Origin of the sequence: Streptomyces endocoffeicus, from assembly GCF_016741935.1 — a bacterium.
Taxonomy (GTDB): domain Bacteria; phylum Actinomycetota; class Actinomycetes; order Streptomycetales; family Streptomycetaceae; genus Streptomyces; species Streptomyces endocoffeicus.
On record NZ_JAERRG010000005.1, the window covers coordinates 344,424 to 361,542 of the forward strand.

Below are 17,119 nucleotides of genomic sequence, written 5' to 3' on the forward strand. Positions count from 1 at the left end.
TGGGAATTTCACCCGGAGATTGCGATGCGAGCTGACTGATGCATCAGTTTTGGTCGATGATGTTCGAACGCTTCCGACTATGCTCACCGGGCGTGAGAACAGGAGAGATCGGGTGACATCGGGTGGGGACGACGTACGGCTTGTCGCCGGCCGCTACCAGCTGGGCAACCGGCTGGGGCGAGGCGGCATGGGCACGGTCTGGCGCGCGTACGACCAGATGCTGGCGCGCGAGGTCGCTGCCAAGGAGCTGAACGTCGCGAGCGACGACCGCGAGTACCAGCGACGGCTGCGCCGGGCACAGAGAGAGGCGCGTACCGTCGCCCGGGTGCACCATCCGCATGTGGTGGGCGTCCATGACCTGGTCGAACACGACGACCGGCTGTGGATCGTGATGGAGCTGATCGACGGCCCCAACCTGGCCCGCCGGATCGCGGACGACGGCCCCCTCACGCCCCGCCACACCGCCGCCCTCGGGCTGCAGCTGCTCGGCGCGCTGGAGGCCGTGCACGCCGCCGGGGCGCTGCACCGCGACGTCAAGCCCGCCAACGTCCTGCTGCGCCGGGACGGCAGCGCCGTCCTCACCGACTTCGGCATCGCCGCCCTGGAGGACGACGAGTCGCTCACCACCACCGGTGAACTCCTCGGCTCCATCGGCTACATGGCGCCCGAGCGGCTGACCGCGGAGGAGGTCGGCCCGCCGTCGGACCTGTGGTCGCTGGGCGCGACCCTGTCCGCGGTCGCCTCCGGCGTACCGCCCTTCCAGCGCGCCACCGGGGCCGCCGCGCTGCACGCGGTCACCTTCGCGGATCCGGAGATCCCGGAACGCGTCGGCCCGCTGCGGCCGATCATCGAGGCCCTGCTGAACAAGTCCCCGGGCCGGCGCCCGTCCGCGGCCACGATCGGGGCCGCGCTGCGCCGCGTGGCGGACGGCGCGGAAGACCCGGGCCCACTGCCTCCGGCCGACACGGCGGGCGACTTCCCGGCCACCGCTATGGACGCGGCGGCCACTCCCACGGACGCGGCGGGAACCCCGACGCTCACCGCGCCCCCCACGGTGACCACACCCCACAGCCTCAGCGGACCCCCGACGCCGACCGCCCCCCACACCCTCGCCGGATCCCCCACCCTCGCCGGGCCCCCCTCCCTGGACCGGGAACCGACCGTCATAGACAAGGCGGCAGCGTCTTCACCCCCTCGACCCCGCGGCCGGAGCCGGGCCCGGACCTGGTGGTGGACGGCGGGCGCGACCCTCGCGGTGGCGGCCCTCGCCGCCGGGCTCTTCTTCGCCTTCGGGCCCCCGTCCAACGGCGACGGCGGCGACGACGCGGCGCAGCCCTCCGGCACCAGCACCAGCAAGGTGACCGTGGACGCGGGCCGCGGCTGGCAGTCCGCGACGAGCTCCCCGATCCAGAAGGGTGACAGGGTGTCGGTCCGCTACACCAGCGGCACCTGGACCGTGGACTCCACCAACCTCCCCCTGGTCGGCCCGCTCGGCCACACCGCCGCCGACGACCAATCCCTCCGCTTCGCCTGGGAGGACTGCAAGGTGAAGCCCGACGTCACCTTCGGCGCCCTCCTGGGCCGCTACCCCGGAAACCCCGGCAACCCCCATGCCGTACGCCGCGCCTGGAGCTTCCAGGCCACCCGCTCGGGCACCCTGCAACTCCGCCCCAACGACCGCGAGGGCTGCCTCGACGACAACAAGGGAGCCCTCACCCTCACTGTGCAGATCACCCACTGACCGGGCGGCAGCGCCCCGCCCGCCCAAGCGGGTTCGCGGAAAAACGTGGGCACCGCGGGCAACGTGCGGGCTTCGTCGACGCATCCTTCCGGGCGGTCCGGGCAGCAGCGCCTGGGTCACCGGCACGACAAGGGAGCGTCACGTGGATTCGGAGAACGTGGATCCGGAGAAGAGGAAGAAGCCGCTCGCACGGCGACGTGTTCTGGCCCTGACGGCCGGATCCCTCGTCGCCGCGGGGTGCACACAGGGCGAACGACGGTCCGCCGACAAGACCGGTCAAGACCCCGGGGCGAAGACCTCCGCCGAGGCGCCGGACGGCGCACTGGGAGCGAATTTCAACGAGGACCCCGACAGCGTGACCTTCGGCGAGCTGCGCGAGCTCTCCGCGAGCTGGCTCCGGGGTTTCGTGCCGATGCGCGAGGTCGAGGACGACGCCTCCCACCAGCGCGCCATCGCGAAGCTCCTGGACGCCCATCGCCTCGGCCACCGCACGCTGCTCTCGCTGAAGTTCCCGTACAACCACCGGCCGATACCCCGACCGGACGGCTCCGCCATGGACGCGGAACTCGCCCGGGTCGACAAGGTCCTGCACACCGTCCTCGACACCGTCGACATCCTGGCCATCGGCAACGAGCCGTTCATCGAGAGCCTTCCCCAGGACCGCCGCTCGGGCGCGCTGAACGCCTTCTACGAGGCGGTCGCGGAGCACATCATCGCGTACCGGAAGAAGCGCTTCGGCTCGCGCTGCCGGACCCGCCTCTACATGGGCGCGCTCAACCACCTCGACAAGCCGGACCAGCGGACGCCGGCCACGGACCGCTGGCTGTCCTTCACCCGCCGGACCCCGGAGATCGAGGGCGTGGACATCCACCCCCATGTGTCCGCGCCGGGGAAGGTGAAGCCCTACCTCGACTACATCCTGCCCCGCCTCCGCGACGGCCAGAAGTTCCTGGTCACCGAGTTCTCCCTGGTCCAGCTGTGGAAGCTGCACCTGAACGACACGATCCCCGCGCGCTTCGCCCGCCGCTACCGCCTTCCGTCGGACACCCCGGTGTGGAAGGTGATCAAGGAAGCCATCGACCACCCCTTCCCCGAGGAGAAGTGGCGCGACTTCCTCGCCATGAGCCCCTGGTTCGAGAACAACAAGCACTTCCTGCGCGACCAGGTGGGCCACTTCCGCGACACCGGACGCCTCGCCGTGGCCACGTACGGAGTCACCCAAGGCGCCGCCATGACCCAGGACTTCGGCCCGGACAAGACACCCTGGCTGCTGAACAGCCTCTACGCCAACCGCACCGTGGAGCGGGCCGACGACGGCTCACCGGCCCACAACTACGGCTTCTTCGACGACTTCCGAGCCCTCCAGCGCCCCCAGAACTGATCTCCCCCCGGGTCTCCTCCGCCCCGGATGCGAGAGACTCCCGCGATGAGCGGTTGTTGTGGCGCGGAGCTGGTACTCGGCGGAATCGTCATGGCGGGGGCGTCCGTGCAGTGGCTGACGGGCATGGGGTTCGCGCTGATCGCGGTGCCCGCTCTCGTGCTGCTGCTCGGCCCGGGAGACGGCGTCGCCCTCGCCAACTGCGGGTCCGGTGCCATCTGCGCGCTGGGACTCGTCGACGGCGGCTGGCGGCGGGTGCGGCTCACCGCGATGGTCCCCCTGGTCGCCGCCTCCGCCTGCACCGTCCCGGCCGGCACCTGGGTGGCCGCCCGGCTCCCCGAACCCGTCCTCCTGGCCGGTACGGGCACCCTGGTGAGCCTGGCCGTCCTGCTGGTGATGGCCGGCCTGCGCGTCCCCGCCCTGAACGGCGTCAAAGGCGCCCTGACCGCCGGGGCCGCCGGGGGCTTCATGAACGCGTCGGCCGGCGTGGGCGGCCCGCCGATATCCCTGTACGCGGTGAACGCGGGCTGGACGGTCCGCGAGTTCGTGCCCAACGCGCAGTTCTACGGAATCGTGGTGAACGCGTTCTCCATCGCCACCAACGGCGTCCCCCAACTCAACCCGCCGCTGTGGACCTTGGCAGCGGCGGGAATGACGGCGGGCGCCTTCATCGGCAAGTCCCTCACCACCCGCGTCTCCGACCACGGAGCCCGCCTGCTCGTCCTGCTGCTGGCGCTGGCAGGCGGGCTGTCCACGCTGGCGAAGGGGGCATGGGAGCTCTGAGGGGCCCTGACTCGGCAGCGCTCTGGGAGGCCCTACCTCCGGTAGCCCGTCACCTCGCCGATCCATCGCATGAAGGCGTCCGGGTCCTGGTTGGCCCCGTGCCCGGCGTCCCAGTACATCAGGGCGTTGACGTCGTCGCCGAGGTTCTCCAGACCGGCGGCGAGGTTGCCGAGGACCGTGAGGGAGGTGTCGGTGTCGCTGGTGCCGACGCGGAGCCACCAGTGGCGGGCCCGGCCGGGGCCGGGGTGCCGGATGAAGTGCATCGGGTTCATCAGGGCCAGCGTCCGGGGCAGATCGCGGTCGAGCCGTGCGCCGTCGTCGCCGGTCGTGTGGCGGAGGCTGTACGGCGTGAAGTGCCGGGCCTTGGTGGTGCCGAAGCCGAAGAGGTTGTTCTCGGGCGCGGAGAGGTCGAAGGAGTCGAAGGCCGGTACGTTCTTCTTCCGCCCCACATGCGCCAGGAAGTCCTCCCACGCGAAGGCCGCCACGCCGCCGGACCAGGTGATCCACGCGTTCTTGCCGAGGTAGGCGGTGCGATCCGCGTCCGGCAGCGCCGTGAGATGGCGGGTGGCGGCGGGCTGGAGGTAGGTCTTCAGGAGGTAGTCGGCGTAGGTGCGCGCGGTGAGCGGGCCGAAGCCCCGCTTCCCCCGCAGCCGCAGGGACGCCTGGTAGTCGGCGAACGCGGTGCTCAGCCGCTTCGAGACGGTCTGGTCGACGACCTCGCCGGAGCTCAGCGCGCTGCCGCCGAACATCCACTCGTACGCCATGTCGGCGTGCTCGAGATCGGCGATGGGGCACCAGCCGCCGCCGGCGAAGATGGCGTCGCTCGCGTCGGCCGCGCCCAGCTCCCTCAGATACGGCTCGTACAACGGGCTGTCGCCGGACGCGCCGAGCAGGGCGGACAGGGCGCCTCCGGCGCTGGTGCCGGAGGAGACGATCCGGTCCGTGTCCCCCGGGACGCGGCCCTGGTTGTGGCGCAGATACCGTACGGCGGCCTTGAGGTCGACGATGGCGGCGGGCGCCACGCCGTCGTACGTACCGTCCGGCGCGACGAGGTCACGGCCCCGCGCGCCCGGCTCCACGACCACGTACCCGGAGGCGAGCCCCCAGTCGGCGTTGCTGACCATGCCGCCGGGGGTTCCGGGGCCGCCAGGGCCTCCGGGCCCTCCGGGGCCGCTGTCGCTCGTCACCGATGACGACAGATAGCCGCCTATCCGGTTGGCGAGGAGGATCGGGGCGCCGGTGGCGTCGACGGCCCTGCCGTCGATCTCGACGGGAACGCTGACGTTGAGGCTCTGGTACTTCGTGTCCACGGGCCTGGCGACATAGACGACGCCCTTGTAAAGGCGGTACGTCACCTTCCTGTCGCCGTCGCCCGTGGACACGGTCTTCGTCTCGGTCGTGTAGCCGTCCTTGTCGAAGGCCAGCGGGTCCGAGCCGGTCGAACCGGTCGAGCCGGTCGAACCCGTCGCACCCGCCGCCGACGCGCTGAATCCTCCGCCGGCCGCCGGCGCGGCGGCGGCCGCGGTAAGCCCCATGACCATGGTCCTGCGCTTCACGGACATCTCCTCACATGGCGCGGTTCTGCTGCCTGCTGGGTCGACGAGAACGTAAAGCGATGGCCGCAAAATCGTCAACAATTATGTTGGTTTCATCGTGAACACCTAAGCCATGCACAGGGAGTTCATAGCCCCACCGCCATTCAGGTGGGCCATATGCGTCACGCGGGAAGCGAATTCAGCCAGTCGATCAGCAGCCGGTTGATTTCCTCCGGGCGCTCCTGCTGGATCCAGTGGCCGCAGCCCTCGAGGATGTGCGAGCCGGCGAGCGCGGGCAGCGTGCTCGGGTACGCCTTGATCGCGTCGCCCATCCAGGTGGTCGAGGCGTCCAGGGCGCCGCCGATGAACAGCGACGGCTGGGTGATGGGCGCGCCGTCGTACTCGGCCAGGTCCGCCCAGTCCCGGTCCATGTTCCGGTAGCGGTTCAGCCCTCCGCTCAGCCCGGTCCGCTCGAACTCACCGGCGTAGACATCGAGGTCCCCCTCGCTCAGCCAGGCGGGCAGCCGCCCGGCCGGGAACCGCTCGCGCATCGTCCGGCCGCGCGTGACGAAGTGCGGGTCGGGCAGATCGGGTCCGGGCATGGTGTCGCCGGACAGCGCCGCGTAGATCCCCGCGAGCCAGCCGCGCACATCCGGCTCGATCTCCGCCTCGGCCCGGCCAGGCTCCTGGAAGTAGGAGATGTAGAACTCCTCGTCCCCGCCCATCCCGGCGAAGACCTCGGAGGGCCTGGGGCCGCCGCGCGGGGCGTAGCCCACGCTCAGCAGCCCGACCGCCCGGAACACATCCGGGCGCAGCAGGGCGGAATGGGCGGCGATGGGCGAGCCCCAGTCGTGCCCGATCACCACGGCGGACTCCTCGCCGAGCGCCTCCACCACGGCGACGTTGTCCGCCACCAGCTCCCGCATCCGGTACGCGTCCACCGCCGCGGGCCGGGAGGAGCGCCCGTACCCACGGACGTCGACGGCGGCCACCCGGTACCCGGCCGCGGCCAGCGCGGGCAGCTGGTGGCGCCATGAGTACCAGGACTCCGGAAAGCCGTGGACGAGCAGCACCAGCGGGCCGGTGCCGCCCTGCTCCACAAGGTGGATCCGCCCGGCGGGTGAGGGCACCAGACGGTGGATGAGGTCGGTGGTGGGCGGCGTCTGCGGCATGGTTCCCTCCCGGGTCGCGCTGAACATGTCGCGCCGAACATTCTGTGTGGCGGCCGACGGGTCCGAGTTTGCCGTGCCGTCCGCGGCTCGGATCACACCCGTTGCCAGTTCGGCAAACCACTCCCGCCGGTCGCCGGCGCGCCAGATGTGCGGGTTCGCGACGTTACTTCCAGAATTGATTACACGGTGAGTCTTCTCGTGGAGGTGAGAGCCGTGGCGACGTACATCACGCTGCTGAACTGGACCGAGCAGGGGGTCCGTGCCTACAAGGACACCACCAAACGCACCCAGGACTTCGTCGCGGCGCTGGACAAGCTCGGGGCGCGGCTCGTGGACATCTACTGGACGGACGGGCCGTACGACCTCGTGTGCATCGTCGAGGCCCCGGACGACGAGACCGCGACCGCGGCGTCGCTGCAGCTCAGCGCGTTGGGCAATGTCCGCACCACGACCCTGCGGGCCTTCGGGCAGGAGGATATGGCCCGCGTCATCGCCAAGGTCGCCGGCTGAGGCGGTGCGCACAAGAGGTGCGCACCCGGTGCGCGGACGGGGACCGGTCCAGGAGGGGAGCCCTCCTGGACCGGCGCCGTGCCGCGGTGCGACCGCGTGTCAGTCCTGGTGGACGACGTTCGTACCCGGCCCCCCGGACAGGGTGTCCGTGCCGGGGCCGCCGTACAGCTTGTCGTCCCCGCTGTTCCCGTAGATCGTGTCGTTCCCGCTGTTGCCGTACAGGACGTCGTTGCCCTTCCCGCCGTAGAGGAAGTCGTTTCCGGTCCCGCCGTAGACCGAGTCGTTGCCGTCGTCGCCGGACAGGTTCTGCCGGTCCGCGGCGCGGGCCGTACCGGCGAGGACGAGGGGAGCGGCCAGCCCCGTACCGAGAGCCAGGGTCAGCGCCGACGCGGCACCTAGAACCCGGCGGCTGACCAGGGGGGAACGCATTGCCAACCTCCATGAGGCGTAGGGGGTGGTGACAATCGCGTGTGACTTACGGGGTTTGCGGTTGGTTGTGCGACGGCGTAGGCGGGGCAGGCCCATGGACAGCCGGCCCACTCTCTCCTGACCAGTGAGGTTTGGCCGATCGGCGGCGACAGGACAATGTCCCGTCGGCCGCGATTCACCAATGAATTCATCGCCGTGTTCGGCCGGTGGCCCGGCCCGGCCCGGAGACGCCGGGCCGGGCCGGGTCCACCGGACCAACAACCAGGTGGTGCTACAGGTGGTGCTACTTCGTGGCGGGGCCGGACAGCTCCTTGCCGAAGGCGGCGTCGTTCGCCGGGGAGCCGAGATCGCCCGGCCCGATGAGGGCGGAGCCCTCGGCGGTGAGCCCGTCGGCGCCCGCGTACAGCAGGGCCACCGCGCCCGCGCCCTCGGTCCGGTTCGGGACCCCGACGGCCAGGTCGGGCTTGCCGTCGCCGTTGTAGTCGGCCGGCGAGATGGCGTCGCCGAACCAGTCGCCGCCCGTCATCTCGCCGGGGACGCCCTCGGTGTCGAGGGAGAAGGTCTGCGCACCCGCGTCGGTCAGCCAGTCCTTGGTGCCCTTGAGCACCGTGATGGCACCGGCGTCGCCGTAGCCCCCGGGGTCCTCGGCGTCGGTGTCGCTGACGACGAGGTCGTCGTGGCCGTCGCCGTTGATGTCGGTGAGCCGGGAGGCGATGCCGTTCTGGGCCTTGCCCGTCCAGTTCACCGGATTGGCGGTGTCGAGCCCCCCGGCCGTGCCCGGGTACGTCCGCAGACGCGCGTCGTCCGGGCCGTCCGTGAAGCCGGTGTCCGTGACGACGTCGTCCTTACCGTCGCCATTGATGTCACCCACCACGGCCCGGTACGAGGCGAACGGCAGCGGTACGTCCTTCCCCAGCGACGTGCTCTTCAGCCCGCCGGACGAACCGGGCAGCACGCCGAGCGTGCCCTCGTCGGCGGGGTCGTCCTGGTAGGCGACGGTGACCAGGTCGGCGAAGCCGTCCCCGTTGATGTCGCCGGAGGACAGATGCTCGGTGCCCGCGCCGCCACCGGGCGGGGTGACGCTGGACATCTTCGGGGTGGCCGTGTCGCGCAGGTTCGCCGCGCCGTTCACGACCTGGACCTCGGTGCCGTCGGAGATGGCGATGTCGTCGCGGCCGTCGTGGTTGTAGTCGCCCACGGCCATACTGTCGCCGAACAGCGCGTAGGCGGTGGCCTTGGGCGCGTGGAAGGCGATGGCGTCGCTGGAGAGGCCGTCCTTCGCACCGAAGACGACCGTGACCGAACCGGCCCGCTTGGCGCTGCCGATGGCCTCGTAGTTCGCGGCGACGATCAGATCGCCGTACCCGTCCCCGTCCACATCGCCGCGCAACACGGCCGAGCCGAAGTGGTCCCCGGCCTCGGGGGTGCCGGGGATCCCCGGACTGGCCTGCGACAACGTGCTGTGCCGCCCGGTGTCGACCCCGGCCTCGGCCCCATAGGTCACACCCACGTAGCCCGCCTTGGACTTCCCCGAAACGGTCCCGTCGGGCGCGCCCACGCCGAGGTCGGCATAGCCGTCGCCGTCGATATCGCCCGGTGTGATCTTCCCTGCCGCGACAGCCGTGGGGGAGGGCTGCTTCTGGTCGGTCCCGTCGCCGTTCGACACCACGGCGCCGGCCCCGGCGGCCACAGCGGCGGTCACGACGGCACCCACCGCCACGCCCACCACACCTCGGGTTCTATTGCGCACAAATCCTCCATGAGTAACGCATCGGTCGCCCTTGAGCCCCGACCGCCATCTGTCTCCCCCGGCGGCCGGAACGGAAGAGTCATGGAAGGAGAGCTGTCGGAAAGCTGAACGGTTGCACAACCCAAGGAAAACGAGACAGGGTCGTAATCAACGCCAGGAGCGGCCTAACTCCCTTACAGAGCAGGGAACTTGAGGTCAAAGGCGGAGAAGTCGGCCTTCCGTCACTGACCGTGATGACCCCCATGTCCCCTGTCCGCGTGCGCCCCGCCCGGCGCCGCCGCAATCTGGACGCATGAGACGCATGACACCCCTGGAGGTCTCGCCATGTCGAGCGAAGAGCCGATGGCAGGCAGCGCCGAGAGCCAAGCGCGCTTGGCGGCGCTGAGCTCGGCGATCACCGTGCTGCAGTCGGCGAAACCGCCCTTTGTGCCGGAGGGGGCGGAGGGGATGACGATCCGCGTCGACTACCCGCCCGGCAACCCCGGCCTCCCCCCGCACCGGCACTCCGGCCCCGCCTTCGGCTACGTACTGGAGGGCGAGATTCTCTTCGAGCTGGAAGGCGAGCCGGAGCGAGTGGTCAGGGCGGGGGAGACGTTCTGGGAGCCGGGCGGCGATGTCATCCACTACCAGGACGGAAACAACCGGACGGATGCCTGGAGCCGCTTCGTCGTCACCATGTTCTGCGCCCCGGGCCGGCCCATGCTCACCCTGGTCGACGACGAGGAACTGGCCCAGCGCCGGCACCTACGGGCTCCCCGCCCAGGAGCCTGATCCGCCACTGACGCCGGACCCGGACGGCCGGCACCGGGTCAGTCGGCGCGGCCGGTGGCCGCCACGGTCACGCCCAGGCCGATCATCGCGAGGCCACCCGCCCCGCCGACCATCGACAGCCGCCGCTCCGAGCGGGCGAACCAGGAACGGGCCGCCGAGGCGCCCAGGCCCCAGAGGGTGTCCGTGATCATTCCGATGGTGACCGGGACCAGGCCCAGCACCATCATCTGCAGGGGCAGGTGGCCCGCCGAGTGGTTGACGAACTGCGGTAGCACCGCCGCGAAGAAGACGATGCCCTTCGGGTTCGTGACGCCGACGAAAATGCCGTCCAGGACGGTGCGCAGATCACCGCGCTGCGCACGGGCCGGAGCCGCCATGTCCGTCACGCGCATGTCCCCGCGGCGCCGGAACGCCTGCACGCCCAGATAGACGAGGTACGCCGCCCCCGCCAGCTTCACGCCCGTGAACACCGCCGCCGAACTCTGCACCAGCGCGCCGAGACCCCATGCCACGGCGATCACGAGCAGGTAGCAGCCGACCACATTCCCGAGGACCGTCTCCAGGGCCGTGCGACGGCCGTACGCGAGGGCCCGGCCGACCACGAACAGCACGCTCGGCCCCGGAATCACGATCACCAGTAGCGACATCGCCGCGAACGCGAGAATGCTCTCCGTGGACACCATTTGTCCGTCCCTCCTGGACCGGCTCAGTACAGGAGGCATTCAAACAGAAGCCGGAACGTCCGCTCCAGACCCATCCGCGGCCCGGTTTCGCGACGGCCACTGTCACCGCACACGGACCACGGAGCCGGTGGTGAGCTTCGGCGCCCGGAACCCTCATTCATCCCGTGCCCTCATTCATCCCGTGCACTAATTCACCCCGGCGGCGAGTTCACCGAAAAGGCGGTTCGCCGTGGGCGAGTTGAATTGGCGTTCCAGCTCCGCTCGGGCGATCTGCTTGCGGAACTCCCCTTCGTGGGAGGCGTCACCGGCGTTGTGCATGAGCTCAGTGATCCATGTCGCGTATGCCTGGTAGTTCCAGACATGGCGCAGACAGGTCTCCGAGTAGTCGGTGAGCGGGGCCGGATCGTCCTTCTGGATCCGGGCGATGAGGGCGCGGGCGAACACTTCGGCGTCGTGGAGAGCGAGGTTGATTCCCTTCGCGCTCATCGGGGGGACAATGTGCGCCGCGTCTCCGAGCAGATACAGCCCGCCGTAGTGCATGGGGCTGTACACCACACTCCGGAGCGGCAGGATTTGCTTGTGGACGACCGGGCCGGTCGCCACGGGGACACCGAAACGAGCTTCCAGTTCGCTCCAGACGCGCTCGTCCGGCCATTGCTCAAGGGTGTCGTCGGGCGCGCACTGGAGATAGAGACGACTGGCCGTCGTGCCCCGGGGGATGATTCCCGCCAGGCCGCGGGAATGGATCGCCATGGCGGCGGGGTCCGGCGTCACGTCGGCCAGGACGCTCAGCCAGGCGTACCCGTAGTCGTAGGAGTAACGAGTAAGGGCGTCGGCGGGGATGGATTCCCTGCTGACCCCGTGGTAGCCGTCGCAGCCGGCGATGTAGTCGCAGTTGATGACCCGTGTCGCGCCGGTGGTGTCCCGGTAGCGGACTCGCGGACACGCGCCGTCGAGGTCTTCGAGGTCTTCGAGGGAGATGTCGACGGATTCGTAACGAAGGTCTCCGCCGTCCCGCAGGAAAGCGTCCGTGAGGTTCCGGACGAGGATCTGCTGAGGGCAGAACACCATATCGTCGAAGTCGCCGTCCTCGTCCTCGAAGAGGTCGTTCGTGAACGCTTCTCCGTCCATCCGGAAGCTTATCGTCTCTTCCGGGGCGCCGAAGCTCTCCACGACCTCTTCGAGCCCCCACGCGCGGAACATGCGCACCCCGCGGCTGTCGATGGTCCCGGCCCGCTGTCGCCGCTCGACATATTCTCGGCTGCGCTTTTCGAGAACGACGCAGCCGATTCCGTTGCGCAAGAGGAAATTGCCGAGCGTGAGTCCGGCGACTCCGGCCCCCACGATGACTACGGCGGTGTCCTCGACTGTTTCGGACATGTGTTTCCGAGCCTCCATGAAGCGTGAAGAAAGTGGCGGTCGAACACGCCGGAGCATGACCCGGGGCATGAATGGCTGTGTCGCCCGGATGATGCGGTGATGCGGTGACGCGGTGACGCGGCGTGCCGATCACCACTGTGGACCTGGCAGCGCCCGCCGCCCACCGGTGAATGGACACCGAATACCGAAAAGCCGCCAACTACTGTGCGTCGTCGCGCAGATCCGCCTGATAGCGGCCCGGGGTCTGTCCGACGACCTCGGTGAACGCCTCGATGAAGCTCGAGGGGTTGGACCATCCGCACTCCGTCGCGGTGTCGGTGACGGACCGGCCGTTGGTGAGATGGACCAAGGCGTGGTGGATGCGCAGGATGGTGCGCCAGCGGTGGAAGCTCATGCCCAGCTCGGTGTGGAACAGACGGCTCAGCGTGCGGTCGCTCGCCGCCACGGCCCGTCCCAGCTCGGTCAGGGTCATGGTCCGGCCGGGGTCGGCGTGCAGGAGGTCGGTAACCGTACGCAGCCGGTCGTCGCGCGGTTCGGGCAGGTGCAGGGACTGCTCGGGGGCCGCGGTGAGCTCGTCGATCACCACCGCGCGCAGCCGTTCGTAGGCGCCGGGCCGGACCTCCCGCCGATCGGTCAGCGCCAGGAGCGCCTCTCGCAGCAGGGGGCTCACCGCGAACACGCTGGGGTGTGCCACGAGCGCGTCGCACAGCTCGGCCGGGATGACGACCAGGCGGGCGTCGGTCCTGCCGTAGAAGCGATGGGAGTGGTCGAACCCGGGCGGCGTCCACGTCACCCGGTTGGCCGGGGCGACCCAGGTCCCGCGCTCGGTCGTGGTGGCCAGGGCGCCGGCGGCCGCGTACACCAGCTGACCCTGGGGGTGGGAGTGGGGGCCGAGGCGGTAGCCGTGCGGAAGCCAGCCTCCTCCGCTACCAGGTGACGTCTTCCGTGGCGTCGCCGGGGGCGGTGGGGAGGGCTGGCGGGTTTCCGGCATCGGCCGTCAGTTTACCGCCGCTCCCGGGACCGCTCGGGCCTGAACGGCGGTCCGGATGGGGAGCGGCCGAAGCGGCGGCTACGTACGGGTTCCGTGCCGGGCCGGAGCCTCTCCGGTGTCGAGTGGGTGTCCTGGGTGTCCTGGGTGGCGGTCCTTCCCGAGCAGGGCGGCTATGAGGACGGCGCCGAGCGCGAGGAGGGCGGCGGCGACGGAGAGCGCGTGGGAGAAGCCTTCCGCCGCGGCACGCCGTGGGCCGTCCGTCGCGGCCAGGGCGTTGCCGCGGCGGGTGGCCAGAGCGACCAGGACCGCCACGCCCACCGCGCCACCGACCTGTTGGACCGAGCTCAGGAAGGCCGAGCCGAGGCCGGCGTTCTCCTCGGTCGTGCCCGTGAGCGCGGCGACGGTCAGGGCGGGCAGGCTCAGTCCGCATCCGAGGCTCGTGACGAGCATGCCGGGCAGCACTCCGGAGGCGTACCCGTCGCTCGGTGCCACTCCGGACAGCAGCACCAGCCCGGCCGCGCTGATCAGGAACGACATGATGAGCGTCCAGCGCATCCCGAGCCCGGCCACCGCCCGGGAGGAGAGCCACATGCCCGCGAGGATCCCGGCACCGTAGGGCAGATAGGCGACGCCGGCCGCGAGGGGGCGGTAGCCCAGCACGGTCTGCAGGTGCACCATCAGCAGGAAGGCCATCGCGTAGAACGCGGCGGAGAACAGCAGGGTCGCCCCGTTGGCTACGGCGCGGACGCGGAAGGACAGGAACGACGGCGGTACCAGCGGCTCGACGGTGCGTGCCTCGACCGCGACGAACGCGAGGGCCAGGGCGGCGGCGAGCACCAGGGGTCCGGCGGCGGCCGGGCGTCCCCAGCCCGAATCGGTCCGGAGCAGACCGTAGACCAGGGACACCAGGGCGCCGGTGCCCAGTACCGCACCGGGTACGTCGAGGCGTACCGGGCGGCTGGTCCGGCTCTCGGGGACCAGGCGCGGGAGCAGGGCAAGGGCCACCAGGGCCACCGGCAGGTTGATCAGGAAGATCCAGCGCCAGGATGCGAGACCGGTCAGCGCGCCGGATATCACCAGGCCAGAGGTGCCGCCCAACGCCGCGACGGCGCCCCAGACACTGAGCGCCCTGGCACGCTCCTTGTCACCGGGGAACAGGAGGGTGATCAGGGCCAGCGAGGCCGGACTGGCCATGGCCGCTCCCGCCCCCTGGACGAACCGCCCGCCCACAAGCTGCCACGGTTCCCGCGCCAGCCCGCAGAGCAGGCTCGCCGCGCCGAACAGCGCCACCCCGGTCAGGAAGACGCGTCTGCGGCCCCACAGGTCGGCCATGCGGCCGAAGAGCAACAACAGCCCGCCGAAGGCGAGGAAATAGGCGTTGACGACCCAGGCCAGACCGGCGGCGGTGAAGCCGAGGTCGTCGCGGATGCTGGGGAGCGCCACGCTCACCACGTTGTCGTCCAGGACGAGCATGAACTGCACCAGGCACAGCACCACCAGGGCCGGTCCACGGCGGCCGGTGGCGGTGGCCGCCGCCGAAACCGGCGACCCGTTCATAACGCGGCGGCGCCCATGGCGCGAATGAGGGATCGGCATACGGCGACGCTATGCACCGGCCGTTCTGGCCGCGATGCGCTACGAGGCCACGTCATATCGCCTTGGAGACACGGGAACACAGGGACATGGGGACTTGAGGACATACGCTGGGCGGCATGACCGAGGCCATCGTGGGATCTGTATGACCGAGGCCATCGTGGGCCCCGTCCCGCCCGGGGTCGGCGCCATCGTCGTCGGACACTTTTCGCTGGCGTCCGGGCAGTGGTTCGCCCGGCATTCCCACCCGCAACACCAGTTGGCCTGGACGCGGCGCGGTGTACTCGGCGTCGCCGTCGACGACGCCTACTGGGTTCTGCCCCCCACACGGGCGCTGTGGCTGCCCGCGGGGATCGTTCACCGGACCGGCGCGACCCGCGACGCGGTGCTGTGCAGCCTCTACTTCGAACCCGACCGGTGCCCTCTGGACTGGTCCGGCCCCACACCGGTCGGCGTCGACGGGCTGCTGGCCCACCTGATCGCCCACCTCGGCCGGACCGACCTCCCCGACGACGCTCGGCTCCGGGCCGAGGGGGTCGTACTGGATCTGCTGCGCCCGTTGCCGAGCACGCCCATCCATGTGCCGACCCCGGCCGACGACCGTGTGCGCGCCGTCACCGACGCGCTGCTCGCCGACCCCGCGGACCCCCGCGGCCTGGAGGCGCACGCACGGGCCGTGGGAGTGAGCCGACGCACCCTCACCCGGCTGTTCATACGCGACACCGGCATGACCTTCGACCGCTGGCGCACCCATGCGCGACTGCGCGCGGCTCTGTCCCTCCTCGCGGAGGGCCGGCCCGTCTCCCGGGTCGCGCACACCGTGGGCTACGCCACGCCGAGCGCGTTCCTCGCGGCGTTCCGGCGAACCGTCGGCACCTCCCCGGGGCGCTACCTGAACGGCGACACCTCGCTGATGTCGGACCCGGATCGAGCTCAGCTGTAGTAGGCGATCTTCTCGTCGAGGACCTCCATGGCCCGGTGCAGCGCCGCCACCCGCTGTTCCAGGGCTCCACGGCGCTCGCGGAGGAAGGCGACCCGTTCCTGCGGAGAGTGCTCGGCGCGCAGGATGGCGACGAACCCCTTCAGGTCCGCGATGCCGAGGCCGGCCTCGCGGAAGCAGGTGACCAGGCCGACCCAGAAGACGTCGTTCTCGGTGTACTCCCTGCGCCCGCCGGCGGAGCGCCGGATCGGGCCGATGAGCCCCTCGCGTTCGTAGTAGCGCAGCGTGTCGATGGAGACGCCGGTGCGGCCGGCGGCCGCTGCCGGGGTGAGGGTGGTCATGGAGCTCCCTTTTTGACCGCTGGTGACCGCTTGTGACCGTCGCTAGCGCGCTTCGGCGAAGCGGGCCAAGTGCTCGTCGCTGAGCCGCACATGGCGTGCGGCCAGTGCCTCCTCGATCTGTTCCACCCGGCTCACGCCGACGATGGGATCGATCCCCTGCCGCATCAGCCATGCGAGGACGACCTGGTTCCGCGTGGCCGGGAGTCCGTCGGCGACGTCGTCCAGGACCGCGAGCACCCGGGTGGTCCCGGGGTGATCATAGGTTGGTGGCAGCGGCTTGTCCGCGCGTACGTAGGAACCCCACATCAGCGAGGTGTACGCCCACACGGCGAGCCCCTCCGACCGCGCGAGGTCCAGGTCATCGGCGGTGAGCATGCGGTGGCCGGCCTCCGCGACGGGCGTGAGCGGGCGCGGCTGGATGAGCGAGTGGCGCAGTTGCAGGGCCGTCCACGGTTCGACGCGCCGCTCCCGCGCGAGCGACCGGGCGCGCTCGACGCGCCAGGCGGCATGGTTGGCCGCCCCGACCCGTAGGGCCACTCCCTTCGCGACCAGCTCACCGAAGGCGCCGACCGTCTCCTCCAGCGGCACGGTGCGGTCCTCGGCGTGGGCCCAGAGCAGATCGACGTGATCGACTCCCAGCCGCTCCAGGCTCTCCTCCACACCGGCGTGGATGGCGCGGGCGGAGAGTCCTTCGGCGCTTTGCGGCCAGGAGTGCGGGACGAGCGGGTTCTGCCGGACCTTCGTCGCGATCCGCACCGCGCCGCGCGCGCCGGGGCGGGCCCGGAGCCACGCGCCGATGACGCGCTCGCTGGCACCGCCGACCCCACTGGGGTCGGCCCAGAAGGAGTAGCAGTTCGCGGTGTCGAGCCAGACACCGCCGCCGGCGACGAAGGAGTCGAGGATAGGCCCGGTCGGGGTCGACGCGGGTACCGAAGTCCATCGTCCCGAGGACGATTTGGGGATCCGTGGGGTACATGCCGCCCATGCTCGGATCTGGAGCGCGCTCCAGGTCAAGAGCGGTCGCGGCGGCCGGTGTCGGGGCCCGAACCGCTCGAGGGCCGCCTGGCTGGTGCTGTCCGCCGCGGCGATCCGGCCGTCCAGTGTGGTCGCGTACTTGTAGCC

The 17,119-nt window shown here is 70.7% G+C and carries 14 protein-coding genes and 2 pseudogenes; 6 read left to right on the forward strand and 10 right to left on the reverse strand.

The window, feature by feature from the left end:
* Positions 1–112: 112 nt before the first annotated feature.
* The 3 genes from JK364_RS16400 to JK364_RS16410 all read left to right on the forward strand — a co-directional run bounded on the left by JK364_RS16400 (position 113) and on the right by JK364_RS16410 (position 3,902).
* The gene (locus JK364_RS16400; RefSeq protein ID WP_201851805.1) at positions 113–1,741 is read left to right on the forward strand and encodes a serine/threonine-protein kinase; all 1,629 of its coding nucleotides are present in this window, start codon (positions 113–115) and stop codon (positions 1,739–1,741) included.
* A gap of 142 nt (positions 1,742–1,883) precedes the next feature.
* Positions 1,884–3,122 carry a hypothetical protein gene (locus JK364_RS16405; protein ID WP_201851806.1) on the forward strand — a complete coding sequence of 413 codons (1,239 nt, stop codon included), beginning with the start codon at positions 1,884–1,886 and terminating at the stop codon, positions 3,120–3,122.
* A 27-nt stretch (positions 3,123–3,149) separates the two neighbouring features.
* Positions 3,150–3,902: a sulfite exporter TauE/SafE family protein gene (locus JK364_RS16410; RefSeq protein ID WP_230992006.1), complete on the forward strand. Its 753-nt coding sequence runs from the start codon at positions 3,150–3,152 to the stop codon at positions 3,900–3,902.
* A 32-nt stretch (positions 3,903–3,934) separates the two neighbouring features.
* Here JK364_RS16410 and JK364_RS16415 read toward each other — a convergent pair whose 3' ends face one another.
* Both JK364_RS16415 and JK364_RS16420 read right to left on the reverse strand, forming a co-directional pair.
* On the reverse strand, positions 3,935–5,464 hold the full coding sequence (locus JK364_RS16415) for a subtype B tannase (RefSeq protein WP_230992007.1): 1,530 nt from the start codon (positions 5,462–5,464) through the stop codon (positions 3,935–3,937).
* A gap of 155 nt (positions 5,465–5,619) precedes the next feature.
* Positions 5,620–6,609, reverse strand: coding sequence for an alpha/beta fold hydrolase (locus tag JK364_RS16420; RefSeq protein WP_201851807.1), 990 nt, complete (start codon positions 6,607–6,609; stop codon positions 5,620–5,622).
* Between the two features lie 213 nt (positions 6,610–6,822).
* Between JK364_RS16420 and JK364_RS16425 the strand changes: the two genes are divergently transcribed.
* On the forward strand, positions 6,823–7,119 hold the full coding sequence (locus tag JK364_RS16425; RefSeq protein WP_201851808.1) for a GYD domain-containing protein: 297 nt from the start codon (positions 6,823–6,825) through the stop codon (positions 7,117–7,119).
* 99 nt (positions 7,120–7,218) lie between these two features.
* Here the strand turns inward: JK364_RS16425 and JK364_RS16430 are convergent.
* Positions 7,219–7,437: pseudogene (locus JK364_RS16430) on the reverse strand (calcium-binding protein); the annotation flags it as partial.
* A gap of 394 nt (positions 7,438–7,831) precedes the next feature.
* Positions 7,832–9,298, reverse strand: a complete 1,467-nt coding sequence (locus JK364_RS16435) for an FG-GAP and VCBS repeat-containing protein (RefSeq protein ID WP_201851809.1) — start codon at positions 9,296–9,298, stop codon at positions 7,832–7,834.
* Positions 9,299–9,640: 342 nt separating this feature from the next.
* On the opposite strand from JK364_RS16435, the gene JK364_RS16440 reads away from it, so the two are divergent.
* Positions 9,641–10,069, forward strand: coding sequence for a cupin domain-containing protein (locus tag JK364_RS16440; RefSeq protein ID WP_230992071.1), 429 nt, complete (start codon positions 9,641–9,643; stop codon positions 10,067–10,069).
* A 38-nt stretch (positions 10,070–10,107) separates the two neighbouring features.
* Here the strand turns inward: JK364_RS16440 and JK364_RS16445 are convergent, their stop codons facing one another.
* The 4 genes from JK364_RS16445 to JK364_RS16460 all read right to left on the reverse strand — a co-directional run bounded on the left by JK364_RS16445 (position 10,108) and on the right by JK364_RS16460 (position 14,680).
* Complete coding sequence (locus JK364_RS16445; protein ID WP_201851811.1) at positions 10,108–10,752, reverse strand: LysE family translocator; 645 nt, start codon at positions 10,750–10,752, stop codon at positions 10,108–10,110.
* 186 nt (positions 10,753–10,938) lie between these two features.
* Complete coding sequence (locus JK364_RS16450; protein ID WP_201851812.1) at positions 10,939–12,132, reverse strand: 4-hydroxybenzoate 3-monooxygenase; 1,194 nt, start codon at positions 12,130–12,132, stop codon at positions 10,939–10,941.
* A 199-nt stretch (positions 12,133–12,331) separates the two neighbouring features.
* Positions 12,332–13,123: an AraC family transcriptional regulator gene (locus JK364_RS16455; RefSeq protein WP_201851813.1), complete on the reverse strand. Its 792-nt coding sequence runs from the start codon at positions 13,121–13,123 to the stop codon at positions 12,332–12,334.
* 78 nt (positions 13,124–13,201) lie between these two features.
* Positions 13,202–14,680: an MFS transporter gene (locus JK364_RS16460; protein ID WP_201851905.1), complete on the reverse strand. Its 1,479-nt coding sequence runs from the start codon at positions 14,678–14,680 to the stop codon at positions 13,202–13,204.
* A 181-nt stretch (positions 14,681–14,861) separates the two neighbouring features.
* Here JK364_RS16460 and JK364_RS16465 point away from each other — a divergent pair, with 181 nt between their 5' ends.
* Positions 14,862–15,659: an AraC family transcriptional regulator gene (locus JK364_RS16465; RefSeq protein ID WP_201851814.1), complete on the forward strand. Its 798-nt coding sequence runs from the start codon at positions 14,862–14,864 to the stop codon at positions 15,657–15,659.
* Here JK364_RS16465 and JK364_RS16470 read toward each other — a convergent pair.
* Complete coding sequence (locus JK364_RS16470; protein ID WP_201851815.1) at positions 15,650–15,997, reverse strand: MerR family transcriptional regulator; 348 nt, start codon at positions 15,995–15,997, stop codon at positions 15,650–15,652. The genes JK364_RS16465 and JK364_RS16470 overlap by 10 nt on opposite strands.
* A 42-nt stretch (positions 15,998–16,039) precedes the next feature.
* Positions 16,040–16,973: pseudogene (locus JK364_RS16475) on the reverse strand (aldo/keto reductase).
* Positions 16,974–17,119 lie beyond the last annotated feature (146 nt).